Source organism: Vibrio wakamikoensis (assembly GCF_050337275.1).
Classification (GTDB): domain Bacteria; phylum Pseudomonadota; class Gammaproteobacteria; order Enterobacterales; family Vibrionaceae; genus Vibrio; species Vibrio chaetopteri.
Genome location: NZ_JAKJST010000021.1, coordinates 17,870 through 43,932 on the forward strand (window position 1 = coordinate 17,870; position 26,063 = coordinate 43,932).

Below are 26,063 nucleotides of genomic sequence, written 5' to 3' on the forward strand. Positions count from 1 at the left end.
CGGGCTTTTCTAGAACATGAGTTTGAAAATTATGACAACCTTAAACGAACAGCTAGCAAAGCTAAAAGTTATTCCAGTAATCGCTATCAATAACGTTGAGCACGCCATTCCACTTGGCCGTGCATTAGTAGAAAATGGCATGCCATGTGCGGAGATCACGCTACGTACTGAATGTGCAATTGATGCAATCAAAGCGATGCGCGAAGCGTTTCCAGAAATGCTGATCGGTTCTGGCACGGTACTCACTAATGAGCAGGTTGATGCGTCAATTGAAGCTGGTGTAGATTTTATCGTAAGCCCAGGCTTCAACCCTCGCACTGTTCAATACTGTATTGATAAAGGTGTGGCGATCGTCCCTGGTGTGAACAACCCTAGTCTGGTTGAGCAGGCGATGGAAATGGGTCTTCGTACATTGAAATTCTTCCCTGCGGAGCCTTCGGGCGGTGTTGGCATGCTTAAAGCGTTGTCAGCTGTTTACCCAGTAAACTTCATGCCAACGGGTGGCGTTAGCTTGAACAATGTTGACGACTACCTATCTATTTCATCAGTTCTAGCGTGTGGTGGTACTTGGATGGTTCCAACCAAGCTGATGGATGAAGGTAAGTGGGACGAACTAGGTGCCTTGGTGAAAGCGGCAGTAGAGCACGTGAACTAAGCGAATTAAGTTCTATAAGGGAAAGCGAGCTTTGATAGCTCGCTTTTTTGTTTTTGGCCTCTTTAGCAACTAGGATTAAGCAGCACTTACTTACAATTTTTATTTGGTATTGTATGATTTAAGGTTTTTTTTGTAGTGGCTCTGTATTTGTGTGCTTACATCAGTTGTAATAAGTTGTGGTGAGGCTTTAAGGTCGTTTTAGAAAGACGGAAACCTTTGTTTTAGATCACATCTTGGGTATATTGTAGTACAAATAAGGTTGGCAAAAGAGTAATCTAACTGCAGTAAATTGATAACCTTAATTAAGGCTGAAAAAATGACTATTGATACTCTCGTTGTTCTTGCCTACTTCTTCTTTTTAGTAGCGATTGGTTGGATGTTCCGCAAGTTCACAACATCAACCAGTGACTACTTTCGTGGGGGCGGTAAGATGTTGTGGTGGATGGTTGGTGCAACCGCCTTCATGACGCAATTTTCAGCATGGACGTTTACAGGTGCCGCAGGACGCGCGTTCAGCGACGGTTTCGTTGTTGTAATCCTATTCTTGGCCAATGCTTTTGGCTACCTAATGAACTATTTGTACTTCGCTCCAAAGTTTCGACAGTTGCGCGTAGTAACAGCGATTGAAGCGATTCGCCAAAGATTTGGTAAAACTTCAGAGCAGTTCTTCACTTGGGCTGGTATGCCTGACAGCTTGATTTCTGCTGGTATTTGGCTTAATGGTTTGGCTATCTTTGTCGCAGCGGTATTCAACATCCCAATGGAAGCAACAATCGTTGTGACTGGTTTGGTGTTGATGCTAATGGCAGTAACTGGTGGTTCTTGGGCGGTTGTCGCATCAGATTTCATGCAAATGCTTGTTATCATGGCCGTGACGATTACCTGTGCGATTGCAGCATACTTCCACGGTGGTGGCATCGGCAATATTGTTAGCAACTTCGACGGTGAGTTCTTCGTTGGTAACAACCTAAACTACGTGAGTATCTTTATCCTTTGGGTAGTGTTCATCTTCATCAAGCAGTTTGGTGTTATGAACAACAGCATCAACGCATACCGTTACCTATGTGCTAAAGATAGTGAAAATGCGCGTAAAGCGGCAGGTCTAGCATGTGTTCTTATGATTGTTGGTCCAATCATCTGGTTCCTACCACCATGGTACGTAAGTGCATTTATGCCTGACTTCGCTGACCAGTACGGTTCAGTAGGTGGTGATGCAGCTTACCTTGCTTTCGTACAAAACGTCATGCCAGCAGGTATGGTTGGTCTACTGATGTCTGCAATGTTCGCGGCAACCATGTCTTCAATGGACTCTGGTTTGAACCGTAACGCTGGTATCTTTGTTATGAACTTCTACAGCCCGATTGTTCGTCCGAATGCGACCCAAAAAGAGCTAGTGGTTGTAAGTAAGGTTACAACGATTATCATGGGCTTCATTATCATTGGTATTGGTCTGTTCATTAACTCACTACGTCACTTGAGCTTGTTCGACATCGTACTAAACGTTGGTGCGTTGATCGGCTTCCCAATGCTAATCCCTGTACTTCTAGGTATGTGGGTACGCAAGACGCCAGATTGGGCAGGTTGGACAACACTCGTTGTAGGTGGCTTTGTTTCTTACATCTTTGGTATCGCATTGACGGCAGAAGACATCCAAAACTGGTTTGGTCTAGAGCAAGCTCTTACTGGCCGCGAGTGGGGTGATTTGAAAGTTGCACTTAGCTTGGCAGCTCACGTAGTGCTTACCGGTGGCTTCTTCCTAGCAACAACGCTAGTGTACAAAGGCCGTACGCCAGAGCGTGAAGCTGAAGTTGAAAAACTGTTTGAGAACTGGAACACACCTGTCGTAGCCGACTCGGAAGAACAGCAAAACCTAGACACGAAACAGCGTGGTATGTTGGGTAAACTAATCAGCGTAGCTGGCTTCGGTATCCTAGCGATGGCACTGATTCCAAATGAACCAACAGGTCGCTTATTATTCATCTTGTGTGGCTCAATCGTGCTTTCAGTTGGTGTTCTATTGGTGAACGCAGCGCGAGCACCACAGAAAGCAATTGCAAACTAAGTGTAGATGCAAAGTAATAACGTATTCAACACGTTAACTGAGCAAATAGCCGCTAAAATTAGCGGCTATTTTTTTATGTCCACGTGGCGACTAGACTGCTTAAAATGTGGACGAGGAAAATACTTAATCTAGGTCACGATTTTCCTTAAAAATAGCGAATACTCATCGAAATTGATGTAATTGTATTACAATAAGATGTATATTGGGTCTCATACCATTTCACTCAATTTGAAATAAGAGAGTTAGCATGAGCAACCAAAAATCTCTTGATGCCATCAGGAAGATGAAGCTGGAAAATGACACTTCAGCAGGTAACCTTGTAGACCTACTCCCAATCGAAGTCCAAAAACGCGACTTTGATTTGTCTTTCCTAGATAACTTGAGCGAAGCGCGTCCGCGTCTTCTTGTCCAATCTGCTGATTTGGAAGCATTCAAAGCGGCTGTGCGTGCAGACGAATCTCACTGCATGTTCGATGATTTCTACAACAACTCAACTGTTAAGTTTTTGGATACAGCGCCTTATGAAGAGCCGAAGCCATATCCTGAGGAGACAGTTGGCAAGGCGTCTCTATGGCGTCCATACTGGCGTCAAATGTATGTTGATTGCCAAATGGCTCTTAATGCCACTCGTAATCTAGCTATCGCTGGTATCGTCAAAGAAGATGAAGAGTTAATTGCCAAAGCAAAAGCTTGGACGTTAAAACTGTCTACTTATGATCCTGAAGGTGTGACGTCTCGCGGTTACAATGACGAAGCGGCGTTCCGTGTTGTCGCGGCAATGGCTTGGGGTTATGACTGGCTACACGCTCACTTCACCGACGAAGAGCGTCAGCAAGTTCAAGATGCGCTGATTGAGCGTCTAGACGAAATCATGCACCACCTAAAAGTAACGGTTGATCTACTGAACAACCCACTGAACAGCCACGGTGTTCGTTCTATCTCTTCTGCTATCATCCCGACATGTATCGCGCTATACCATGATCACCCGAAAGCAGGTGAGTACATTGCATATGCATTGGAATACTACGCAGTACACTACCCACCATGGGGCGGTGAAGATGGCGGTTGGGCTGAAGGCCCTGACTACTGGAATACGCAAACTGCATTCCTAGGCGAAGCATTCGATCTATTGAAAGCTTACTGTGGTGTAGATATGTTCAATAAGACATTCTACGAAAGCACAGGTGATTTCCCGCTGTATTGTATGCCTGTTCACTCTAAGCGCGCGAGCTTCTGTGACCAGTCTTCAATCGGTGATTTCCCTGGTCTTAAACTGGCTTACAACATCAAGCACTACGCAGGTGTTAACCAAAAGCCTGAGTACGTTTGGTACTATAACCAGCTTAAGGGGCGTGATACTGAAGCACACACGAAATTCTACAACTTCGGTTGGTGGGACTTCGGCTACGACGATCTCCGCTTCAACATTCTTTGGGATGCACCAGAAGAGCAAGCACCATCAAATGATCCACTATTGAAGGTGTTCCCAATCACTGGCTGGGCAGCTTTCCATAACAAGATGACTGAGCGTGATAACCATATCCATATGGTATTTAAGTGTTCTCCATTTGGTTCTATCTCTCACTCTCACGGTGACCAGAATGCGTTCACTCTACATGCATTCGGTGAGACGCTAGCAGCGATCACTGGCTACTACGGTGGTTTCGGTGTGGACATGCATACTAAGTGGCGCCGTCAAACGTTCTCTAAAAACCTACCTCTATTTGGTGGCAAAGGTCAGTACGGTGAGAACAAAAACACGGGCTACGAAGGTCACCAAGATCGCTTCTGTATTGAAGCTGGCGGTCAGATCACTGATTACGACACAGAGTCTGATGTGAAGATGGTAGAAGGTGACGCTACGGCATCATACCAATACTTTGTCCCTGAAATTGAATCTTACAAACGCAAGATCTGGTTTGTGAAGGGTAAAGTGTTTGTTATGCAAGACAAGGCTTCTCTATCTGAAGAGAAAGACATGACTTGGTTGATGCACACCACATTCGCTAACGAAGTGGCTGAAAAGTCATTCACAATTCAAGGCGAAGTAGCCCACCTAGACGTAAACTTTATCAATGAATCTCAAGACAACATCCTGTCTGTGAAGAACGTTGAAGGGTTTGGTGAGGTTGACCCATACGAGTACCAAGATCTTGAAATCCACCGTCACGTGGAAGTTGAGTTCGGTGCAGCGAAAGAGCATAACATTCTGACGTTGCTTGTTCCTAATAAGAACGAAGGTCAGCAAGTGGAAGTGTCTTATAAACTAGTCGGCGATATTCTTGAGTTAACTGTGGATGGTGAAGCGGTAACAATTGAGCTTTAGGTTGTTCACACTCCGTTGAATAGAACGCACAATAAATGAAGCACTCCTGATGGAGTGCTTTTTTGGTTTTATAGAGACTTGTATTAGGAACACTGTCGTTTATAGTGCTTTTAGGCACCGCTGACGGAAATGTACAACAACAAAAAGTTCCAGTAGTGTTTGATTAGGCAGATGCAAGCGGAGAAGGAAATGACGTTCAGAGTGAAGCCATCGAGTGAAGGCCCTATATTGGTTTCGTTCGATGAGCATGGAGGTTTAAGGTATGGCCGTGTGCTTAGTGAGCTTTCAGTTGCTCCCGTTTTAGATAATCCAGCAGAGACTTTTCTGTATTCAATTGGTTCTTGTATGGCCATCTCTTTGCAAAAGCTAGCGCTTCGAAGAAAAATCGAAATACAGTCATTTCATATCCAAATTACTGGGCACAAAGGCGAGTTTCTGCCGGCCCATTTTACCCACTATGACATCCAGTTAAGTAAAGGCATATATTCAGAGCGAGAGCTCGCAGAAAAGTTACTAAAAGACGCTAAGAAAATATGTACGATTAGTAACAGTGTTTCTGGGACTTTTGAGTTACGGTTGGAGGCTTGATTGAACGCTTAAAGCTGATGGTTAGCAATCCTATTAACAGTATGCCCGTCGCCGCAAGTCCAATAGCCACCCCTCCCCACACGCCAACTAACTGGAAGTGTGCCATTAGCCCCCACGCACTACTAAGGCCAAAGACCCAGTAACCAATTGCGGTAAGTAGCATTGGCATATTGACGATTTTCATACCGCGTAAAAGGTTCATTGTCAGAAGTTGCCAACCATCCACCACGAAGCAAAGCGCAACAACCCAAATAATTGACGCTAGCTCATTACTAAGGTTTTGGTTCGAGCTATCAAAATCAAACATACCAGCAATGACGTGCGGCCAGGTGCTAAATGTTATCGCAAGCAAGGCGCTAATCAATGTGACTAGAATGAAACTTCGCAGTGCAATCACTTTAATGTTTTGAAAGCGCTCTTGACCAAAGTCTTTGCCTGTCAAAATTGCAGCGGCTTGGGAGAAGCCAAAGTTTATGTTGAAACTAAAATTTAAACACTGAAGAAGTACTTGGTGTAGTGCCAGTGCTGTCACACCAAGCATACCTGCGAGTATGGTACTACCATAAATTAGGCTCAGTTCTAGCGCGCTAGCAACAGCAATAGGTAAACCGAGTGATAACAGTGGGAGTGTTAAGCGCCATGAATACTCTGAACCCCTTTTCCATGGCGCGAATCGATAATATTTTTCTTGGCGAAACACCCACGCACCGTATGCAAACAGAATTAATGTTGCTGCGAGAGTTGTTCCCCAACCAAGCCCAGCAATTCCACCTTTAAGGGTAAAAGCAAACCAATAACTTAGCGGTACGTTGAGAACGACGGTGGCAAGTGACATCCACATTACCGACTTTGCATCGCCAAACGTGCTAGTTAGACCGCGTAGGATCAGTAACAACAGGGTAGGTAACATGGCCCATTTAAGCGCATCAAGATAGTTGGTAGCGCTTGGAATGGCGTCAACGGGTTGTTTCGCCACTGCCAGTAACTCATCTGTAAGGTTAAGAGCAAGGCTAGCAATTGCGGTTATTACGACAGAGAGAATAAGAGCGCCCTTAACGGCAAAGCGTATTTGTTGTCTGCCAAAGGACGGCCTCGCAACGCTTTGCCCGTACGCTATTGCAATGAGGTTAGCTACACAGCCGACGATGCTTCCTGAAACCAGGAAAACGAATGTATACACAGACGCTCCCAATCCGCCGCCAGCAAGATCTTCTACGCTGAGTCTGGCCATCATCCAGACATCGGTCAATACCAGCGCCATTGAGATAAGTTGAGAGACAATAAGAGGAATAGCCAAAGAAAGAATGTGCTTCATAAAAGACTCAATAAAACAGGCGTCGAGTAAAATCAGGGCGATGCTAGTGTATCTGCAGGAGAGGGTCAATCATCATAACCCTTGGAAACGAATGGGTTTTGAATTGACTGTCGTGATGAATGACCAGTTCAAGTGCGTTTGAACAAAGATAACGTGCCCTGCACTGCAAAAACGTTAACATTTTGAGCGAAATGTTAACAATACTCTATTCTTATCATTGAGTTAGCTTAAGACCCAGGTAAACAGTGGATTCTGGGCTAGTAGTGTCGTGGTCAACGCGCGCTAAAGATATGAAAAAGGATTAGGAGAAGTTGTCGATGAAAGCAACAAAAACGGCATTAACAGTATCACTTATTTTGACAGGATTCGTGGCGGCAGAAGTTCATGCTGCTACTGAGTGGAATGTATCTTTATGGGGTAAACGTCGAGCGTTTACCGAGAATGTTGAAAAGCTAGCTGAGTTGGTAGAGCAAAAAACCAACGGCGATTTCAAATTAGTGCTTTCCTATGGCGGCTTGTCGAAGGCGCGTGAAAACCTAGATGGTATCTCATTTGGTGCGTTTGAAATGGCGCAGTTTTGTTCTTTCTATCATACCGACAAAAACCCTACAATCACGGTGACTGAACTTCCATTCTCACAGGATGTGTCTTTAGCGCGAGTCGGGGAGATTTATACCGAGGTGTTTAATCACCCAGAGGTAAAAAAAGATTTGGCGAGATGGAACGCAACCTTGTTAATGCCAACGCCACTTCCTCAGTACAATATTGCCAGTAAGAGTGATGACCTTGAGTCTTTGGAAGACTTTAAAGGGCTTAGAGTACGTGGTCCCGGCGGAATCATGAGTGTGTTGGGTAAGATTGGTGCAGTCAAAACAACGGTACCTTTCTCTGAAGTACGTCAATCTATGGACTCTGGGGTCATCGATGCGGCTTCGTTTGCGCCTCATGCTCACCTAGCGACCAATACCTATAAAGTGGCTAATTGGGTGACGACTAACCTCAACCTCGGTTCTGCAAACTGCCCAGTTGTTGTTAATACAGAAGCACTGGAAATGCTAAAACCGGAACACCGCGAAGCCTTATTAAGCTCGGTACCAGAAGCACTTGATTACTATGTTTCAAACTATGAGCAAAATACCACCGCTAAGTTTGACAAAGCCATTGCGGATGAGTCGGTGAAACAAGTGACATTTACCCCAGAACAAACAGCGCAGCTGAATGAACTCGCAGCCTCAGTGCGTGAAGATTGGGTGAAAAAATACCAAGGGCAGTTCGACGCTAAGGCGCTATTCGATTATACCGACGCTCTGTTCAAACAGAAAAACTAACTTCACTATTTCTATTTAGTTGTTTTAGCGCTAGGTAACACTAGCGCTCGTTTTTATTTGTAAATACCAAAAGGATTTCGAGTATGTCTGCGTCTGTATTAGAGGACAGCTCGGCGGTAAGTCGGGTCGATAGGGTATTCTTTAAACTTGAGTCATTACTCAATCTCGCCGCGGGGTGCGTGATCGTTGCACTGGTGGCATTAGCGACCACCAATATATTGGGCCGCTGGTTGTTTTCGATGCCGATTAGTGGCTACATCGATTGGGTCGAGCAAGCCATGGCGTTCATTGCCTTTCTGGGTATTGCTTACACTCAGCGGATGGGCGGTCATATTCGTATGGATATTCTTGTTGGCCGTTTCAAGGGGCGTTGGCTGTGGCTGACCGAGTTTATCTCGACACTGCTGATGCTGGTGGTTACATCATTGTTGATATACGGCTCTTATCTGCATTTTTGGCGCGCATACTCCATTGGCGACTCTTCGGTAGATATTAATCTACCAACTTGGCCAGCTAAACTTGTCGTACCCTTTGCTTTGTCAATATTAGCGCTTAGGCTCGTCTTACAACTGTGGGCGTACCTTAGAGCGTTTAAACGAGGAGATGACAAGCCCGTAGCGGTACCAATGATTGAATCTGCCGCGGAAGTTGCTGCCAAAGAAGCCGAAACGGTAAGTGCTGATGATGGCAAGGAGGGGCAGAAATGATGTCTCTGTTTGACGCAATGGGCTCTATGGATTCGATTGAAATAGGGCTCTGGGTCTCTGGTTTTATGTTGCTCTTGGTGGTCATCGGGGTTCGCGTTGCGTTTGCTGCGGCAATCGCGGGCTTCTTTGGACTGGTCTGGCTCTTCTCCGCCAAGCTAGGTTTTGAGCGTGGTCTACTGGTTGCCATCAAAATGGCAGGGACGATCCCGCATTCTAAAGTGTCATCACTGGCACTATCGCTCATTCCAACCTTTATCCTTATTGGTTTTCTCGCCTACCATGCAGGTTTAACTCGCTCTCTGTTCGAAGCTGCCAAACGTTGGGTGGGCTGGCTACCGGGTGGTATGGGTGTGGCAACGGTATTTTCAACAGCCGGCTTTGCTGCTGTGTCGGGTGCCTCTGTCGCCACCTCTGCTGTTTTTGCGCGTATAGCTGTACCAGAAATGCTAAAGCTCGGTTACGACAAGCGATTTGCAGCGGGCGTCGTGGCGGCTGGTGGCACGCTGGCATCGCTTATTCCCCCGTCTGCCATATTGGTGATCTACGCCATTATTGTTGAACAAGATGTTGGTGCATTGCTCATGGCGGGGTTCTTACCTGGAGCGGTATCGGCGTTGATCTACGGTGGACTAGTCGTATTTTTAGCGCTAACCAAAAAGAACTTTGGCCCACCGGTGAGAGGCTTTACTTGGAAAGAAAGATTTGAAGCGCTGCCGGGCGCAATGCCAATCTTTGCTGTAGTGGGCATTATTGTTGTTTGTATCTATGGTGGTGTTGGCACACCAACCGAGGCTGGTGCGCTTGGTGCTTCGCTTATTCTGGCGCTGGCTATTTTTCATGGTAGTCGCTGGAAAGAAATCAAAAGCTCTTTGATGGAAACAGCAAAGCTGTCTGCGATGATATTTGCGATTATCTGGGGCGTGCTGATATACGTCCGCTTTCTGGGTTTTGCCGATTTACCAACGGCTTTCTCCGATTGGATAGTGAGTCTTGAACAAAGCCCAATGTTGACGCTTCTACTCATCCTTTGCGCCTATGCTGTGCTTGGAATGTTTATGGATGCGATTGGGATGTTACTGCTCACACTGCCTGTAGTGTATCCCGCCGTGATTGCACTAAATGGTGGCGCGGATGTGGCTGCTGTAGATTCTGCTTTTGGGGTGTCAGGAGTAGGATGCGCGATTTGGTTTGGTATCATCGTGGTGAAAATGGCCGAGTTGTGTCTAATTACGCCGCCTATTGGTCTAAACTGTTTCGTGGTCGCGGGTGTCCGTCCTGAATGTTCGGTACAAGATGTCTTCCGTGGCTGTTTGCCATTTTTTGTTGCGGATGTCATCACTATAGCGGTGCTACTGGTCATGCCTGGAATAGTACTTTGGCTGCCGAGCCTAATGGGGTATGCCTAGTTCTATTCAATAAAAAAAGGACGGCTGGCTGAGAGGCGGCCGTTCGTTTTTATTGAGTGTTTCACTTATTTTTCTTCGTTAGTCCAGTAAATAGTGACGTTTCTTACTCCCCATTGCTTTGCCTTCTCAACATCGTTTCCCATATAGATATCGATTTTTTTAGTCCAACGCTTATTCATCTTGTCTAAAACGAAATAGGTACCTTCGAACCCTTTAATTGTAACGCGCTGGTTGTGTGTCAAACCAAGCTCAATGAGATCACGAGAGACGGCGATAGCTTTCATTCCTGGTGTCAGTTTATCTCCCCAGGCGCCAATGTTAGGCGTAGAGTCGGTTTCGCCGATTGCTGAGGTATAGGCACTCGCTTTTACTCTCATGCTGTGAGTGTCGGCGGCAAGACTGATCATAGGGAAATACAGTAGTAAGGCAAGATAACGGATTATCTTCATATTCGTTTCTCACTCCGTTAGAAGTTATGTCTATCAGTATAGTTGACTCCTCATAGTGGACTCTTTGCGGTTAGTAGATGTCATCGTGTTTCTATGGTTCTTTCTGGATGCAACTTTTGTTACACTTTATTGATAACGATTCCAATTTACATCAGCAGTACTCGATGAACTTTAGTCAAATAGATCTTAATCAGTTAGTGGTATTGAAACACTTACTCCAAGAGAAACACGTTAGTAATACCGCACTCTTTATGAATTTGAGTCAACCGACGGTTAGCCGAGCACTTAACAAATTGCGAAAGCTGTTCGACGATCCTCTTTTGGTTCGTAGTTCTAACGGATATGACCTCACACCCAAAGCAGAACGAATTAAGCTCCAACTAAACTCTGTCCTTGCTAACTTAGAAGAGCTAATAGATGGGGAAGAGTTCGACCCGGAAGTGAGTGAAAAAACAATAAAGTTTTTTGGCTTATCCCCACATATGGACTTAATGTTTCCAGACTTTTTGGCGCGAATGCGCTGTATTGCGCCACAAATGACGTTTGAACTCGATACCGTCTCGAAACCACATTTTGAAGGTTTATTGTCCGGAGAGCATCACTTTACTATTTCTCATCACTAACCACCTTTTAGTGATCAAGAGTTGTACAGGCATCGTTTGATACAAAGAGATTTTCGACTAGTGATGTCCGCAGCTCACCCACTTGCGCAAGCTAAGTTGACGCCGGAATTATTACAGCACTGTCATTTTGGACAAATCGAACTCCAAGGAGATAAGAGGTTATCCATAGAACCACGTTTTCAAGCTTTAGGTTTACTGGGTCATAATGGTCAGATTTCTACGCCAGTTCGGCTGAATAATTTTTCGTCTGCAATCCCCATTGCGGCGTCTACAGACATCATTTTTCATCTACCAACGTCATATGCAGAGAGAGCTGAGAGTTGCCATGACATCGTTTGTCGAGAAGTTCCAAAAGAACTGCAGCATCCTTCTAGAGATGTTTACTTGTATTGGCACAAGCGATATCACCAAGATCCTGCTTTCATATGGGTTCGAAATCAATATATCGAGTCAGTGAAAAACTAACGTGATTAAAAATAGCTCGCTATGCGAGCTTTTTTGATGGGAAGGGGAAGGGCGTTCTTATGTATACCTCTCTAGGCTGGAAAACGTTTAAAATACGTATGCAGCTGAGAGTTTAAAGTTACGACCTGGTTCATAGTCCGCATACCCAAGGTCATGAGACGCATGTGACACATACTGCTCGTTAAATATGTTCTCAATAGATGCGGTTACTGTTAGATCTCGTAGCGTCGTCGGTACCCAACGCACATCAAATTTATGCGTGTTATAACCTTCTTTTGCCGTGTCTTCTTCGACTTTTTTATCGAGGTCGAACACAATTTGGCTGTTCCAATTCATGTCTAACCCTAGCTCAGGAAAAGCGTAACCTAGGTTAACAGAAATGCTATCACCGACTTCATCATCAAGAGATTGCCCCACAACATAACGGCCGCCAGGCTTAACAGAAGTGAACTCAGAGTCTGATTTCGCGTAGGTTACACGACCTGAAAAATCTGAATAAGTCATATTAACCACAGACTCGAAGCCTTGGATTTCTACGTCACCTTCGTTGTCTATGAACTGAGATTTACCAGTCCAAACGTCATCAATATAGTCATTGATGTCTGTTTGGAAAGCAGTGAACGAGAAACCGAACTGATCGAGCCCAAGCATGCTAATAGTCTGGTAGGCTAGGCCAGCTTCATAGTTGACGCCAGTTTCAGCTTTTAAGTTTGGGTTGTAGCTCGACCCTGATTCTAAGTAAGAACCTGTCAGACCTGGCCCCTTAAAGAGTTCGGTAGCGCTAGCTCTTACCCGCCATTCATTGGTAATATCATACGTTGTTGCTAAACCGAAAGTCGGTGTGGAAAATGAGTTGTCCGAAGCCTTCATATCCAACTTGTAGTAGTTGTAGCGAACGCCTGGTATCACGGTCCAACTGTCGGAAATAGCAATCTCATCTTCGGCATAAATTGCGAAGGTATCTGCTGACTCTTCACCCGATGAGGTTCCTGCATCTATTCTCTTAGCTTCTTCTTTCTTTGCGTCCAATCCATAGCGAACCAGGTTACTAGTGTCACCAATGAATAGAGATGACTCAGCAAGGCTGTTTAAGCCAAATACTTGTGTATTACCTTCAGAGACAATGCTTGTTTGTGGGTTCAGGTTCGAGTAGTTCATCTGGTTCCAGTACAAACTCGATCTTACCTCGGTCATGCCCAAAGAGAGCTCATGGTTGAGTGTTACAGTATCGCGAACGTATTTGGTTGGTCGGATTAGCTTTTTATGGTCTGGATAGCTATCTCCCATGTTCGACTTAACGCTGTAGTCACCTGCATCTTTGTAGTAGTCATAAGAAAGTTTGATACGGTTAGAATCATTGATATCCCAACCTAGCTTGGCGATGTAGTTTTCGGTTCTACCCTCTTCACCAGTCATGGTGTTGCCTTCACCATCGTTAGGGTTTTTACGGTCAATAGCGTTGTAATAGAAAAGGCCATCGACATTGTCCGAAAGCTGAGAGAACAATGTCCCAGAGTAGTGATGATAGTCGTTTGTCGCTATCCCGCCAAACAAACGAGCGCCTGCTTTCTCACCTGGACGCAACAAATCTTTCGCGTCTTTTGTTTCGAATGCAACGCCGCCACCAAGACCACTATTGAGCACAGAATTATTACCAACTCTAAGATCAACAGCTTTTAAAATATCTGGGTTAATCAGAAGGTTACCGACGTGGTAAAAAACGTTGTTTGTTTGGCTGGCACCATCGATAGTGATGTTTAGGTCAAGTTCACTTAAACCACGGATATTGATGCTTTGGTTCATAGAGTGAGTGCCACCCACATCAACGCCTGGCTGATCGCGTAGTAAATCGCTGAGGTGATCAGCTTGCTTTAATTCAATGTCATCACTGAGCATAGACGTAGAGCTAGAAATCGTTGTGCCCCAAACTTGTAGAGAGTGGAAATAGTAGCCATGGCTAATATTGTCTGTGTTTACGTAGGGCAAGTCATGCTCACATGAGTCAAATCACTACACATACGAGTAACTACTAAGAAGTTAGCTTCTTTACGACATAGAAGGGCAGAGTCGCGTTAACTGGATTCGTGTATGGTTTCACAACTTAGAACCGAATCTTTAACGGTGGAGATAGACAGGGGGTAGGTAGATTTTGTGAGTCTAGTAGCGTGCTAGCAATTGATAAGTTTTATGAGCTAGAACGAAAAAAAGCCGCTGAATTATCAGCGGCTTTTTAGAATGTGGCGGAGAGATAGGGATTTGAACCCTAGAACCGCTATTAACGGTTGCCGGTTTTCAAGACCGGTGCTTTCGACCACTCAGCCATCTCTCCGTGTTGGCGCTAATAATAGAGGGGGGGGAGGTAACTGTAAAGCGAAAAATGCATGCTTTTTGACTGTTTGCTTTAAATCTGGCCAATCTGGTGAAACGTTACGCAATGTATGTGTTTTAGAAACGAGTGCCTCAGCAGCAAACGATTCCGTAGCGGATCGAAGCTGATGGAGTGCACAAAATAAAACTTTGTTTTTTATTGCTAAGATATTGTTTTATTGGAATAAAACACCATTCAGAATACGCATGTTCGCTCAAAAATGTTTGCGTGTTCGCGTATGTTGCTTCAAAATATTACGGTTAGTTCTCACGAACTGTGATTTGAGGTCAAGATGAAAGTTGTTAAATTGTTTAAACAAAGAGCTGATTCTATTAAGCATCAGTCTGAGCTTATGCAATGGATGTCGCCGGCGATTAGAGAGTATTGGACTGAGTTTGTTGATAAAACGAACCACAGTAATTTCCTAGCGTGGGTTCGAGACTATCACAAGCCAGCGGTGAATGAACCAGAAGTTGCACAGGTCGAACCAGAAATTGTGCTCAAGCCCGCAGCTCAAGTGTTATTTGATGAATTGCAAGACCAAATAGGTACAGTTATTCACGAAGGTAGCTGGATTCATGTGGGTCAGGAGCGTATCAATCAATTCGGTTCGATTACAGAAGATAATCAGTGGATACACACAGACCCTGAACGTGCTGAACAAGAGTCACCGTTTAAAACGACGATTGCGCACGGCTTTCTTACTCTGTCATTGTTGCCAGCCCTGACGGACAGTGTTGATCCAGACAAACCACTGTTCCCTACAGCGAAAATGATGGTGAATATCGGCCTTAATCAGGTTCGATTCCCCTATCCTGTGAAAGTAGGCAGTAACCTGCGCGCTAAGAGTACCTTGGTTAAGGTAACACCTATTCGTAAAGGTTTAGAAATTGAACGTGAAATTCGAGTTGAGATCGAAGGTGTACGCCGTCCAGCATGCATTGCAACATCGGTTATTCACCTGCATTTCTAAATCTAGATACTGAATTGCTAAAGCCCGGTTTTAACGCTGGGCTTTTTTGTGGTTAGTATCTTGGTTTTTACCAATAATTGTTTAATGCGTGATTAGTTATCTATGATTCACGTAGTACACTTGGTAGCGGATATTGAGTCTCTCGAACTGTTTCATCCATCGTATTTGGTTGTGCTGCAATTTGTCTCCAGGACCTTTTACTTCATACCACATCCAATCACCATCTTTAAAAGCGACAACGTCCGGCTGACCGGCTCGATATGCGCGAATGTCTGAGAGTATCACTTCAAATAGACCGACAAGCTGGTCGTTGAGAATGCTTTCCATAGCAAGAGTCAGCCATGAGTCATCTAATAATTCCCAAACAATAAACGGATTTTGAAGGCCGTTTTTGTTTTTGTGGCGGTCAACCAAATAGGCTATGCCTTGCTGGCGGATGTCATTAAGTCTGCGCTCGACTAACTGTTTGCGGCTTTCAACGAACTCCTTGCGATATAAATCCAGAGGCTGGCGTTGATAGGGGTTTACAAAAGCACCCTCAACAGGAGCAAATAAAATGTCCCAGAAAGCGAGCCCAAACAAGGTATTTAGAAACTGATTCTCTAGGTAAAAAGCCTGCCAACCTTCTTTGTTTAGCGCTTCTACAACGGCAAGTTCGACACGGTTCGCGCTAAGATCGAGTTTACGATGTACTTCTGGGGGAGACAGTTTTTCTATTTTTGCTTTTGGATGACCCAGCGCTATGCAAAGAGGCGCTGACAAACGTTGCGCTACCTCGAATTCATCAATGCTAAGTGGAGTTTCGAGCATTGTATCTACGATGTTTTTTGCACTTTCCGGCTTGCCCTGAGCTTTCAGTATGCGTGCTTGACGCTCCCTAGAGGGGGGAGTGACTGTTTGGCTAAATAGAGCCAATGCTTCATCAAATGCACCGACTCGCTCAAGATCTCGTGCAACCAAATTAACCAGTTTATTGTATGTGCGAGAAGCGTGTTTTCCATGTGGCTCTGGTATGTATTTAGAAAAATCTCGCAATTCCGGTTGTGACTTACGATCTATCTCTTCATAGGAGGCAGCGAGTTCGCCTATCGCCAGTGATGAGACTACTTCTTCTCGAGAATGAAATATACGTGTCTTAGTAGAAACTTCGTACTGTTCGAAAGTATGGATCCCTAAGTTCTCGAGTACAAACTGAGCGAACTCTTGATGCCGATTCCCAAAAAACAGCAAACAAAACAGTGGCAGTTTATCGTTGTCGACAAGTTTAATTGGCGTAAATGGCAATGATACAGTCGAGCTTTCAAACTGTTCAGGCAACAGTTCAATGAGTTTTGGCTTGCGAAGTGTCTTTGGTAGCTCAGGGTATAGGGATAAAAGCTCAGGTTTGGTAAGGAGTTTGTCGGCCAATACATTCGGCGAGCTTGGTAGAGTGAGATCGATGAAGCCTGCGAGTTCGAGTTTACTGAGTAACAGTTCTGTAGTCGCAAGTTCTGGGTATACCAGTTTATCGCTTCGAAACCATTCTCCTTTGCGAGTCATCATACGGATCAATAGACATTGTTCATCTTCCTCCAGAGAGTAAAAGCGATCTAACCAGTTTCGCTCCGATGCAGCCAATAGATCACCATACAGCCCCTCTACGCTGCGAAGCAACGTTATGAAGTTACTCAGATAGTATTTAGGCTCGAGGATGATAGGGGAAGGATTACTCACGACATAACCTACAGGTTGGTTTTATGAATTGACTCGCATTGAGTCTTAAAACTAGATGCAAACCATTGAACAGTATTTCAATGGTTTATGAAACATCGTAGCGTTTACCGGTATGAGTCGCAAGCTAGGTATTGGTATGAAAAAACTGCAATTATGGTGTGTATCTTGGGTATTACTGTTTGTGTTTGGCTGTTCGCCAGAAAGCGATGTGCCCATTAAACCAGACACGGGTTGGGTTTCGACTGAGTTGGAAAATGGTCTTATAGTAAGCCAATACCAAAAGACGGGTGCGCCGATTGCGCTCAGGCTCGTTGTTCATGGAGGAAGCCTTCAAGAAACACCAAAACAATCGGGTTATGCACATTTTCTAGAGCACTTATTTTTCCGAGTGGAGGATGTGCCTGAACAGAACGCTGCGAAAGAAGTACTGTTTAAATCAGGGGTAAGTTTTGGTGCTGATCTTAATGCGTTTACATTCAACCAATACACGGCTTATGAACTCTCTATAGATGATGTAGAGTCACTAAACGCGGCTCTATCTTGGCTAGCTTATGTCGCAGGTGGGATGACCATTACCGAGAAGATGATCGAGCAAGAAAAAGGAGTGGTCATTGGCGAGATGAGACAAAGAAGACCAGAACCTCAACCCTACGTCGACAAAGCGTATCTGCATTTGCTGAAGGGAACGGAACTAGAATTTCATGACATCCTCGGTAGCAAATCTTCAATTGAAAATTTGGACTTGGAGGAACTTAAGCGATTTTATCAGCAATGGTATCAACCGCAGAACATGGATCTCATGATCGTAGGTGACTGGGGACAAAGCGACGTGGTGGCTAGTATAAGTCGCTATTTTGGTTCAATAGAAAAGGGCGAACAGCCAAGGCGAACCCTCATTAAGCCTATTGAATTTAATGATGAACCTTTAGTCGCGACGGCTTTGTCACAGGAGCATGCGGCTTTGGATCTCGCTTATCAAATGCCAAACCCGATAGTGAATGCCGAAGCTGATCAACTCGTTCAACTAGGTACCTATTTTATTGGTGATTTGATTTCAAACAGACTGTCTGAACTAAGCCGGTCTCCAGAGTTTACCCTACAGTGGAACAATTCTCATACATTGGATTTGAATGGCAACCGTTTGTTTGTGATTGGTGCGGGATTTGAAGAGTCAGAGCGGGATCAAGTCCAGCAAGCGGTGACCGCTGCTATTGCATCTTTAACTCAGCACGGAGTCAGTGAAGAGGAGCTAGATACGGTAAAACAAAGTTGGTTATCGTTTAATGACCAATTGCTCAATGATATTCAGACTTGGACGCCTAACGAGCTAGTCGACTATAAGTTCGGTATGCTGCAAGCTCAGAGTATTGCTCAAGATCCAAATCAATATGTTGCTGTTCATCGTCGTTTGGTCGATAAGATGACTTTAAAGGACGCCAATAGAGCCATCAAGAAGCTGCTTTCACAATCCCCGATTATTGCGGTGAATACTAAACTTGAGTCTGTTGATGTTGGAGACATTGCAGCTGGACTTAAGCAAAAAACAGACAAGCCACTTGAGATGGTCGTCTCTAAGGCACTTATTGTTCCAAACACCAAAGGAAGCGTTGTCTCATTGGAGAAGCAAGGCCATGATTTGGTTCTGTTGACGTTAACTAATGGGATTGAAGTTTTATATGCGCAACATGATAAAGCAGCCGATAAGTTCTACGGTTGGTTCGGCTCCCTTGGTGGTTCTGCGGCACTCGACAACGAGTTAATGGCCTCCGGGCAACTTTTCCCGCTAGTTGCACTGAACAGTAATATTGGCCCCTTGACTCCAGAGCAAATAGAGCGAGCATTCCGTCGAACCAATAGTTACATGGAACCGTTCATTCACGACGTTAAACACGGGGTGGTGTTTGGTACCAATGAAAAGGGTATCGCAGATGTCATGTCAGTAATGCATCATGCTATGTCTTTGACCGATGTAGATAGTTCGGCAGTGGATAAAGCCAAGACAATGCTTACCAATGAAATCAATCGCTTAAATCAAAGTCCTGAATTCAAAACGTTTAATGATGCGTTTAAACTCGGTTTGGATGCCAATAGTCACTTGCAACCTAGGACAGAAGCAGAGATTGCGATGGTGAATAAAGAGGACGTACTTGAGGCTTACAATAAACTATTCCGAATAAACCGTGGATATAAAATGGTTCTAGTAGGAACTAAACCGGTAACTGAGGTTCAACCGATAATAGAGCAGTACATTGCGAACATAGAATTTACTGGTGAAGCAGCATACCCGTGGCCTACCGCCTCGCTGAAATTGTTAGGGGAAGGAAATATGACGACCGTCGACAACTATCCTTCTGACGACGGTAAATCTAAAGTGTATATGGTGACTGTTGCCGAACGAAATGAACCTAGAACAGCAAAAGATGTGTTTGCAGAAGATTTATTACAAAGGCTACTCAATGAGCGAGTAATGCAATTGGTTCGAGTGGATAATTCTCTAGACTACAGCCCAGAAGCTTATGGTTTTGTACAGGAAGGAAATGGCTTAGTTGGTTGGTCGTTCTATGCACATGTAGAGCCGGAAGACGAAGCGAAGGCCATGACTTTGTTTAACGATGTCACCAAAGGCGTGATCAAAGGCTTCGAAGCGCAAGAGCGTGACAAAGTGGTTGCCCAGCTAAAAAGCGATCTCTCCCCTTGGGCAGATAATCCAGAAAATATGAGCTTTATGCTGTTCCGTTATTGGCTATTGGGTTATGGCATTGAGGCACTTTATAACTACGAATCGGTGGCAGAGAGCGTAACTTTGAGTGATCTTGATCGTATGGTCAAACAGGAGTTTGGTCGAAATTCCAGCAAGTTTTCTTTGCTAATCAATCCTTAAGGGTAGAAAATTAACTGTATTTAAAAGTTTACATGGTGTTAATTTACAAAAACGGCTAAGTAATTTGCGTTTTTTTAAAATTAGTGATTGCACTTCTTGTTCTAAGCGGATAAGTTACAGGAAAGAGCGCGATACAAATCACAGAATGGATTGTGGTGGTCGCGCTCATAAGATGTAGATTCAAAAGAATAGGAAGAAGTAAGCGATGTTCCAAACTGATGACGTAAGAATTAATAAAGTAAAAGAACTTTTACCACCGGTTGCTGTGTTAGAGAAGTTTCCAGCGACTGAAGTTGCTTCTTCTACCACGTTTAACGCGCGCAAAGCGATTCATAACATTCTAGAAGGCGAAGATGACCGACTACTGGTTATCGTTGGCCCTTGTTCAATCCATGATGCTGAAGCTGCGGTTGAATATGGCAAGCGTTTGAAAGTACTTCGTGATGAGCTTGGTGATCGTCTAGAAATCGTGATGCGAGTTTACTTTGAAAAGCCGCGTACTACGGTTGGTTGGAAAGGTCTCATTAACGACCCGTACCTAAACGATACGTTCAAGATCAACGATGGTCTTCGCATGGGTCGTAAACTTCTGCTTGATCTCACCGATATGGGCATGCCGACAGCCAGTGAGTTCCTAGATATGATCACGCCACAATACGTTGCAGATCTTATTAGTTGGGGCGCAATTGGTGCACGTACTACGGAATCTCAGGTTCACCGTGAGCTAGCGTCTGGTATTTCATGCCCAGTTGGCTTCAAGAATGGTACAGATGGCAACATCAAAATTGCATCAGACGCAATTCGCTCTGCAAGCGCTTCTCACCACTTCTTGTCAGTAACTAAATATGGTCACTCTGCGATTATTGAAACCGCAGGTAATCCAGATTGCCACCTCATTTTGCGTGGTGGTAAAGAGCCAAACTACAGTGCAGCACATGTTAAAACGATTAAAGATGAGCTAACTGCTAACGGTCTGCCGGCGAAAGTTATGATCGACTTCAGTCACGCTAACAGCTCTAAACAGTTCCAACGTCAAAAAGTCGTGTCGACAGATGTTGCTGAGCAAATGGCGAACGGTGAAGACGCTATTTTTGGTGTCATGATCGAGTCGCACCTAGTTGAAGGTCGTCAAGACTTGGTTGATGGTGTTGCACCAACTTACGGCCAATCAATCACAGATGCTTGTATCGGTTGGGAAGATACTGAGCAAGTTCTACGTGAACTAGCGGATGCTGTTGAAGCGCGTCGTAAAGCGTAAGTAAACCCCTTTTATTTGAAGCCTTTTCCTTGGTGAAGGCTTTTTTATTTGTTATTTACCGTACGTCATGCTTTAATGTGCAGCATACTGTATAGGGGAGAAGCAAATGAAAGTTAATAATTGGATGTTACTTGGCTTGGCGTTGGTAGCATCGACTCCGACTATGGCGGCGAATATGAGTAACGAACAGATCTGTACTGCAGGACTGTCATTAGCCCTGGACAAAAAACCACGTGGGATCAAGACACAAGCGGGTTCGGGAAAGCGTGTATTGCTGTCATTAAAAGACTTTGATGGTGATTGGGAATACCGTTGTGAGGTTAGTCGCAGCAGTAAAACAATGAAGCTTGAGGCGAGAGAAGGTCGTAAAAATGACACCTACTTAAATCAAACTATTCGTTACAAGGTCACTAATAGTGCGAGATCGATTGAAGTACTAATGAAGAAGCACCAATCCGGTGTGAAAAGCGAGACTTACAACGCGATGCAACTGAAAAGCTAACTGGCTGTTCAGTTAACACGGATTTTCGGAATCGGCATAGCACTTTGCGTGTTTTGCCATTTCCTGTTCTTTACGATGTAGTGCTACCATAGAGAGATAGAAGTATCGCCGTTTAGACAGGGAGTGCGGCTTGACGGAATTTACATCTCATCAAATACACGTTCAGCGTCAGGCCGAGAACCCATTGCTATGGTCTGTACTGAACGTTGTAGAGCGGCAGACCGACAGCCTTCAAATCCACAAACTGTTTGCTGTACTCGCTGAAAAAGAACTTATCCCAATTCTCGATGACAGCGCAGAGAAAGATCTATTCAAACGAAACTTCTTGCTAATGAACGCGCTCTATCAACTTCAGGCGATATTGTTGCCTGAAAAATGGCTACAAGTCGAAGCGATGGACATTCGTTTAATGCCATACAATCCTTCCAAACATAACGTTACCAATGAAGACCCATTGCGTGATTACTATCTTGATTGGTCACATTACGAAGCTGATAACCGAGAAGTAAAACGGCTACTCGAAGAGTTTTGGACTCGATACAAGCAGTATGTTGGCGTTGGAGAGGTGACAATGTCACAAAAACAGGCTTTGGCTTGTTTTGAGCTAGATGAATCAGCAACACAAAAGGAGATACGCCATGCTTGGCGTAGGTTAGCCTTGAAATGGCATCCAGATCGATCGGGTGGGGATACAGAAAAGTTTCGGATTTATTGTGAAGCGTGGTCATTGCTTAAAGAGTAGTGACCACGCGGTGCTTAACTATTTTGTTTAATTAAAGAGTGCTGTTTAATGAGAGAGTGCTGTTTAGCGAGGCTGTCTCATTTTTCCAGCTCGCAGACGGTTTAAGGTTGCGAGCACATCAACAACGCGTGGCTTAGCAAGATCGCCCGAGTTTGGCATTGTCGCACTCCAATTCCCCTCTAGCAGTGTCGCAATATCTTTTGGCGGATGCATTGACCAGTCTGGATTTTGCGCAAACTGAAACAACGTCCAGCCAATTGCATTGAGTTCAGAGTTCGATTCCAATTGCTCAAGTGCCTGAACATCAATGTGCTCTTTGCCAAATCTTAGATTGTTGCCACCTTTGCCAGAAACGCGATACTTACCGTCGATAAGTAGTTTCTGGAGGTGAGCACAATCCACATGACGTGGCGGGATCAGTTCAATCGGCTTCTCACATTCGTTTTGGCGCTCGGTTGGGTGAAGCTTGATGACTTCACGTGCTTTATCAGTTACATCAATCGCTTGGTAGTCGTGCATTTGAATCACAGTGTCAGCCACATCCAAATAATCGCCTGAACCGCCCATAACTATGATGGTTGAGATATCAAGTTCCTCACGAAGTTGACCGACTCGATCGACAAATGGGGTGATAGGCTCATCGCCTTTTGATACCAATGCCTGCATACGTTCATCACGAATCATGAAGTTTGTTGCTGAGGTGTCCTCATCAATCATGATAGCTGTCGCGCCAGACTCAATAGACTCTTGAAGCCAAGCCGCTTGTGAAGTAGAGCCTGAAGCATCTTGAGTGCTAAAGTCACTAGTCTGTTTACCAAATGGTAGGTGGTTGATGTAGTTACTTAAGTTGAGGTTGTGGATTGAGCGACCATCTTCTGCCTTGATTTTACAAGCATCATTGAGAGTCACCACACCTTCGCGGCCATCACCCGGGATATGATCGTAAATCGCTTTCTCTAGTGCGTTAAGAAGTGTGGATTTGCCATGGAAGCCACCACCAACAATCAGGGTAACACCTGCTGGAACGCCCATACCTTGTATTTCACCTTGGTTAGGGCGTGACAATGTCACCTCTAGAGATGCAGGCGAGCGGAATGGCACAGCATCTTTCATAGGTAGGTCACAGTTGCCGGCTAGACGAGGGAGAACAGTGCCATTAGCAACAAAAGCCACTAGACCTTTGGCTTTAAGCTGTTCGCGCAGCATGACTTGGTCTTCAATCACTTCGCAGTGATGTTTCAGAGCCGTGATATCCAGTTCGCGATCAATCGTGGCTTTACGAATGTATTTAGGCAAATGGAAAGTCATGATGTTGATCGCTTTTTTCGCCAAAATACTGCGACCTTCGGCCGGTAGATTAATGCGGAAGCGAAGTTCAATACCTTCGTCAGTAAACACGACAGCGGTCGAGTCAAGTACGGTTTGGCCTGTTGTTGAAATCGAGACACTATTTTCTTGTTTAGCAAATAAAGCAAACTGCCTAGCAAGATAATCACGAGCAGCAATCTGGTAGGCTGGAGATTGCTCTTTTAGCCATTCTAGGCCTGTTGGTGCCCAGCGACGAAAAGCACGCACTCGTGAGGCCGCTGCGTATGGATCAGACTGTACGTGATCGATGTGAAACTCAAAATCAGTGAAATCGAAGCTACCTTTAATTTGCTGGTAAGCACGATAATTTTGCTTTTCGATCTTTTTAAGTTTGGCTATGAGTAGATCCATGTCGAATGTCTCGAATTTCAAAAGGTTGGTGCGCGATTATAGGAGGCGATCCATCGCGGGTAAAGGGTTTGCTTGAATAATCGTACTTCCATGATGGTTTATCGATATTACAGCAACTAGTGTCACCGAATGATGAACTTGTCCGGGAGCGGGTATTGCTTTTGAAGCTCGCTTTCAAAAATATCGCGAGACATTGGTTTCGCGTAGTAGAAGCCTTGTCCTACATCACAGTGCTCTTTGGTGATAAACAGGTGTTGCGCCTGCGTCTCAACGCCTTCTACTACGACTTGCTTGTTTAGTTTTTTCGCGATGCTCGTGATAGAACGAAATATAGATTTGTCTTGCGAGTTGTCAACAATGTTAGATAGAAATTCTTTGTCAATCTTCAGTGCGCTAAATGGAAGTTTCTTCAGATAGTTGAAAGAAGCATAGCCAGTTCCAAAATCATCCAGCGCAAACTTAACGCCTATTGTTTCTAGGGTGTTAATGTTCGCTTTGGCGATATCAAAATTAGAAACTAAACAGCTTTCAGTCAGCTCTAACTCAAGGTTGTGTGCTGGCAGTTCATATTGATCTAATAGTGCCATGACTTTGTTGGCAAACGCAGGAAGGCATATCTGTTTTGCAGAAACATTAATCGAGAGGCAAAAGTCTGGCGCAAATTCTATCCACTCCGAGGCGCGATCCATAGCGTTGCTCAGCACAAAATAACCCACTTCAATAATTAGACCATTTTGTTCCGCCATGTGTATTAGTGCTTCATTAGACATTTCTCCAAGGACAGGGTGTTTCCACCGCAAAAGGACTTCTGCGCCAATCCATTTCTGCGTTTTAATATCAACCTTGGGTTGAAAGTACAAAATTAGGTCGTCGTTTCGGACTGCTTGTAGTAAATAGTGTTCAAGTTGATTGAATGCTTTTTGGTCTTGTTGATCGGCTTGGGTGAAAAAGGTGATTAACTCACCGGACTCCTTACATGCGAGGGCGGCGTGGAAGGCATTGTTGATTAGCTGATTTTCATTCTGAGTGTGGAAAGAGTTCGCAACACCCATATAGGAATGAAGATGAACTTCGCTGTCTTTAAATACAAAACCTTGCTTGGCAATGGTAGCGATCTTTTTACACAAAGTAGGGAGATACTGTTCATTCATAGCAGGAACAACAGTAGTAAGCGCAAGTTCAGTCGTCGATATTCTTGCTATGTGCTGTATCTGCTCTGTCACTTCATTTACTTTTTTCTCAAAACCCTTAAGAAGGTCGTCGAGGCCGTCACAACCGATTCTAGCCTGAACTCGCTCACCGTTGGTGAACTGAACGAATATGACACTAATAAAAGCGTCCCCGTTAACAATTGGAACACTGATTAATGAGGTGATAAGCGCACTTTCTAGACCGTTCCGGTTTAGCATGCCTGTCGCTGAATCATGACTTAAGTGGTAAAGCATGCGCTTTTCGAGTTGGTGGTTATTGTAAGTTAATGAGTCAATGTCGATTCGGCTTTTTCGTAGTTTTTGTTGGTACTGCTGTCGCACGCGTTTTATGGAATCAGCCATTCCTTGACGAGTCATCCAAGACGAAATCTCATAACTTAAACTGTTTAACTGCTGCTCGCCATCGCTTGATCTTACCGAAAGGACAAAGGCTAAGCCTGTAGGTTGTTTCGATATTGAAGATAGATACAAACAGCGCAAGTAAGAGGCCTTAACGGGAGAAAGGAGCTTTGCTAGTGCTTCCTTTAGTGAACGCTCAGACATATCGTTGAACGACACTGTGTTTGTTTTAGGAACTGCATAGTTGTTGATATAAAGCAGTTCTAATTGATTGCCTTCAATCGCACACCAGCCCCAAACGGACTTTACATTAGATGGGGACTTTGATGACTCAACGAGTTCAAAGATCCTTTGTCGCTCACTTGGGCTCAGCCTGCGTAATACTGAGCGATTATCTCTTTTCATCAATGTTGACCACATCCTGTGGAAACGC

General features: G+C 44.6%; 18 protein-coding genes, 1 tRNA gene and 1 pseudogene. 13 read left to right on the forward strand and 7 right to left on the reverse strand.

Features of this window, described 5'->3' with window-relative positions; genetic code table 11:
- The first annotated feature begins 31 nt into the window (after positions 1-31).
- From L4C42_RS12325 to L4C42_RS12340, 4 genes are all read left to right on the forward strand, one after another.
- On the forward strand, positions 32-655 hold the full coding sequence (locus L4C42_RS12325; RefSeq protein ID WP_353499269.1) for a bifunctional 4-hydroxy-2-oxoglutarate aldolase/2-dehydro-3-deoxy-phosphogluconate aldolase: 624 nt from the start codon (positions 32-34) through the stop codon (positions 653-655).
- A 316-nt stretch (positions 656-971) separates the two neighbouring features.
- Entirely contained in the window at positions 972-2,717 is a 1,746-nt protein-coding gene (locus tag L4C42_RS12330) for a sodium:solute symporter family transporter (RefSeq protein ID WP_353499270.1), read from the forward strand.
- 247 nt (positions 2,718-2,964) lie between these two features.
- Positions 2,965-5,043 carry a DUF4962 domain-containing protein gene (locus L4C42_RS12335; protein ID WP_353499271.1) on the forward strand — a complete coding sequence of 693 codons (2,079 nt, stop codon included), beginning with the start codon at positions 2,965-2,967 and terminating at the stop codon, positions 5,041-5,043.
- Between the two features lie 345 nt (positions 5,044-5,388).
- Positions 5,389-5,631 (forward strand): OsmC family protein, encoded by a 243-nt coding sequence (locus L4C42_RS12340; protein WP_353500196.1) that lies wholly within the window; start codon positions 5,389-5,391, stop codon positions 5,629-5,631.
- On the opposite strand, the gene L4C42_RS12345 is transcribed toward L4C42_RS12340, so the two are convergent.
- On the reverse strand, positions 5,585-6,946 hold the full coding sequence (locus tag L4C42_RS12345) for an MATE family efflux transporter (protein ID WP_429760673.1): 1,362 nt from the start codon (positions 6,944-6,946) through the stop codon (positions 5,585-5,587). The genes L4C42_RS12340 and L4C42_RS12345 overlap by 47 nt on opposite strands.
- A gap of 317 nt (positions 6,947-7,263) precedes the next feature.
- Here L4C42_RS12345 and dctP point away from each other — a divergent pair, with 317 nt between their 5' ends.
- The 3 genes from dctP (at position 7,264) to L4C42_RS12360 (ending at position 10,387) form a co-directional block, all read left to right on the forward strand.
- Positions 7,264-8,274, forward strand: coding sequence for a TRAP transporter substrate-binding protein DctP (dctP, locus tag L4C42_RS12350; RefSeq protein WP_418642971.1), 1,011 nt, complete (start codon positions 7,264-7,266; stop codon positions 8,272-8,274).
- Positions 8,275-8,357: 83 nt separating this feature from the next.
- Positions 8,358-8,981 carry a TRAP transporter small permease subunit gene (locus L4C42_RS12355; protein ID WP_353499274.1) on the forward strand — a complete coding sequence of 208 codons (624 nt, stop codon included), beginning with the start codon at positions 8,358-8,360 and terminating at the stop codon, positions 8,979-8,981.
- A complete protein-coding gene (locus tag L4C42_RS12360; RefSeq protein WP_429760676.1) occupies positions 8,978-10,387 on the forward strand; it encodes a TRAP transporter large permease in 1,410 nt (469 codons plus the stop codon). Before L4C42_RS12355 ends, L4C42_RS12360 begins: the two co-directional genes overlap by 4 nt.
- A 65-nt stretch (positions 10,388-10,452) precedes the next feature.
- Here L4C42_RS12360 and L4C42_RS12365 read toward each other — a convergent pair whose 3' ends face one another.
- Positions 10,453-10,836, reverse strand: a complete 384-nt coding sequence (locus tag L4C42_RS12365) for a 3D domain-containing protein (protein ID WP_353499276.1) — start codon at positions 10,834-10,836, stop codon at positions 10,453-10,455.
- 164 nt (positions 10,837-11,000) lie between these two features.
- Here L4C42_RS12365 and L4C42_RS12370 point away from each other — a divergent pair.
- A pseudogene (locus L4C42_RS12370) lies at positions 11,001-11,924 on the forward strand (LysR family transcriptional regulator).
- 87 nt (positions 11,925-12,011) lie between these two features.
- Here L4C42_RS12370 and L4C42_RS12375 read toward each other — a convergent pair.
- Together L4C42_RS12375 and L4C42_RS12380 are read right to left on the reverse strand one after the other, a co-directional pair.
- Complete coding sequence (locus L4C42_RS12375) at positions 12,012-13,910, reverse strand: TonB-dependent receptor domain-containing protein (protein ID WP_429760678.1); 1,899 nt, start codon at positions 13,908-13,910, stop codon at positions 12,012-12,014.
- Positions 13,911-14,162: 252 nt separating this feature from the next.
- Positions 14,163-14,253, reverse strand: a tRNA-Ser gene (locus tag L4C42_RS12380).
- A gap of 331 nt (positions 14,254-14,584) precedes the next feature.
- Here L4C42_RS12380 and L4C42_RS12385 point away from each other — a divergent pair.
- Entirely contained in the window at positions 14,585-15,265 is a 681-nt protein-coding gene (locus L4C42_RS12385) for a MaoC family dehydratase (RefSeq protein WP_429760680.1), read from the forward strand.
- 96 nt (positions 15,266-15,361) lie between these two features.
- Here L4C42_RS12385 and L4C42_RS12390 read toward each other — a convergent pair whose 3' ends face one another.
- The gene (locus L4C42_RS12390; protein WP_429760682.1) at positions 15,362-16,978 is read right to left on the reverse strand and encodes a VRR-NUC domain-containing protein; all 1,617 of its coding nucleotides are present in this window, start codon (positions 16,976-16,978) and stop codon (positions 15,362-15,364) included.
- A gap of 136 nt (positions 16,979-17,114) precedes the next feature.
- Between L4C42_RS12390 and L4C42_RS12395 the strand changes: the two genes are divergently transcribed.
- The 4 genes from L4C42_RS12395 to L4C42_RS12410 all read left to right on the forward strand — a co-directional run bounded on the left by L4C42_RS12395 (position 17,115) and on the right by L4C42_RS12410 (position 22,361).
- On the forward strand, positions 17,115-19,859 hold the full coding sequence (locus L4C42_RS12395; RefSeq protein WP_429760684.1) for a M16 family metallopeptidase: 2,745 nt from the start codon (positions 17,115-17,117) through the stop codon (positions 19,857-19,859).
- Positions 19,860-20,064: 205 nt separating this feature from the next.
- The gene (gene aroG, locus L4C42_RS12400; RefSeq protein WP_353499281.1) at positions 20,065-21,117 is read left to right on the forward strand and encodes a 3-deoxy-7-phosphoheptulonate synthase AroG; all 1,053 of its coding nucleotides are present in this window, start codon (positions 20,065-20,067) and stop codon (positions 21,115-21,117) included.
- Positions 21,118-21,223: 106 nt separating this feature from the next.
- Entirely contained in the window at positions 21,224-21,619 is a 396-nt protein-coding gene (locus L4C42_RS12405; protein ID WP_353499282.1) for a hypothetical protein, read from the forward strand.
- A 130-nt stretch (positions 21,620-21,749) separates the two neighbouring features.
- Positions 21,750-22,361, forward strand: coding sequence for a DNA-J related domain-containing protein (locus L4C42_RS12410; protein ID WP_353499283.1), 612 nt, complete (start codon positions 21,750-21,752; stop codon positions 22,359-22,361).
- Between the two features lie 63 nt (positions 22,362-22,424).
- Here the strand turns inward: L4C42_RS12410 and L4C42_RS12415 are convergent, their stop codons facing one another.
- Both L4C42_RS12415 and L4C42_RS12420 read right to left on the reverse strand, forming a co-directional pair.
- The gene (locus tag L4C42_RS12415; RefSeq protein ID WP_429760687.1) at positions 22,425-24,080 is read right to left on the reverse strand and encodes a P-loop domain-containing protein; all 1,656 of its coding nucleotides are present in this window, start codon (positions 24,078-24,080) and stop codon (positions 22,425-22,427) included.
- Between the two features lie 122 nt (positions 24,081-24,202).
- Positions 24,203-26,035 carry a putative bifunctional diguanylate cyclase/phosphodiesterase gene (locus tag L4C42_RS12420; RefSeq protein WP_429760689.1) on the reverse strand — a complete coding sequence of 611 codons (1,833 nt, stop codon included), beginning with the start codon at positions 26,033-26,035 and terminating at the stop codon, positions 24,203-24,205.
- Between the last annotated feature and the right edge of the window lie 28 nt (positions 26,036-26,063).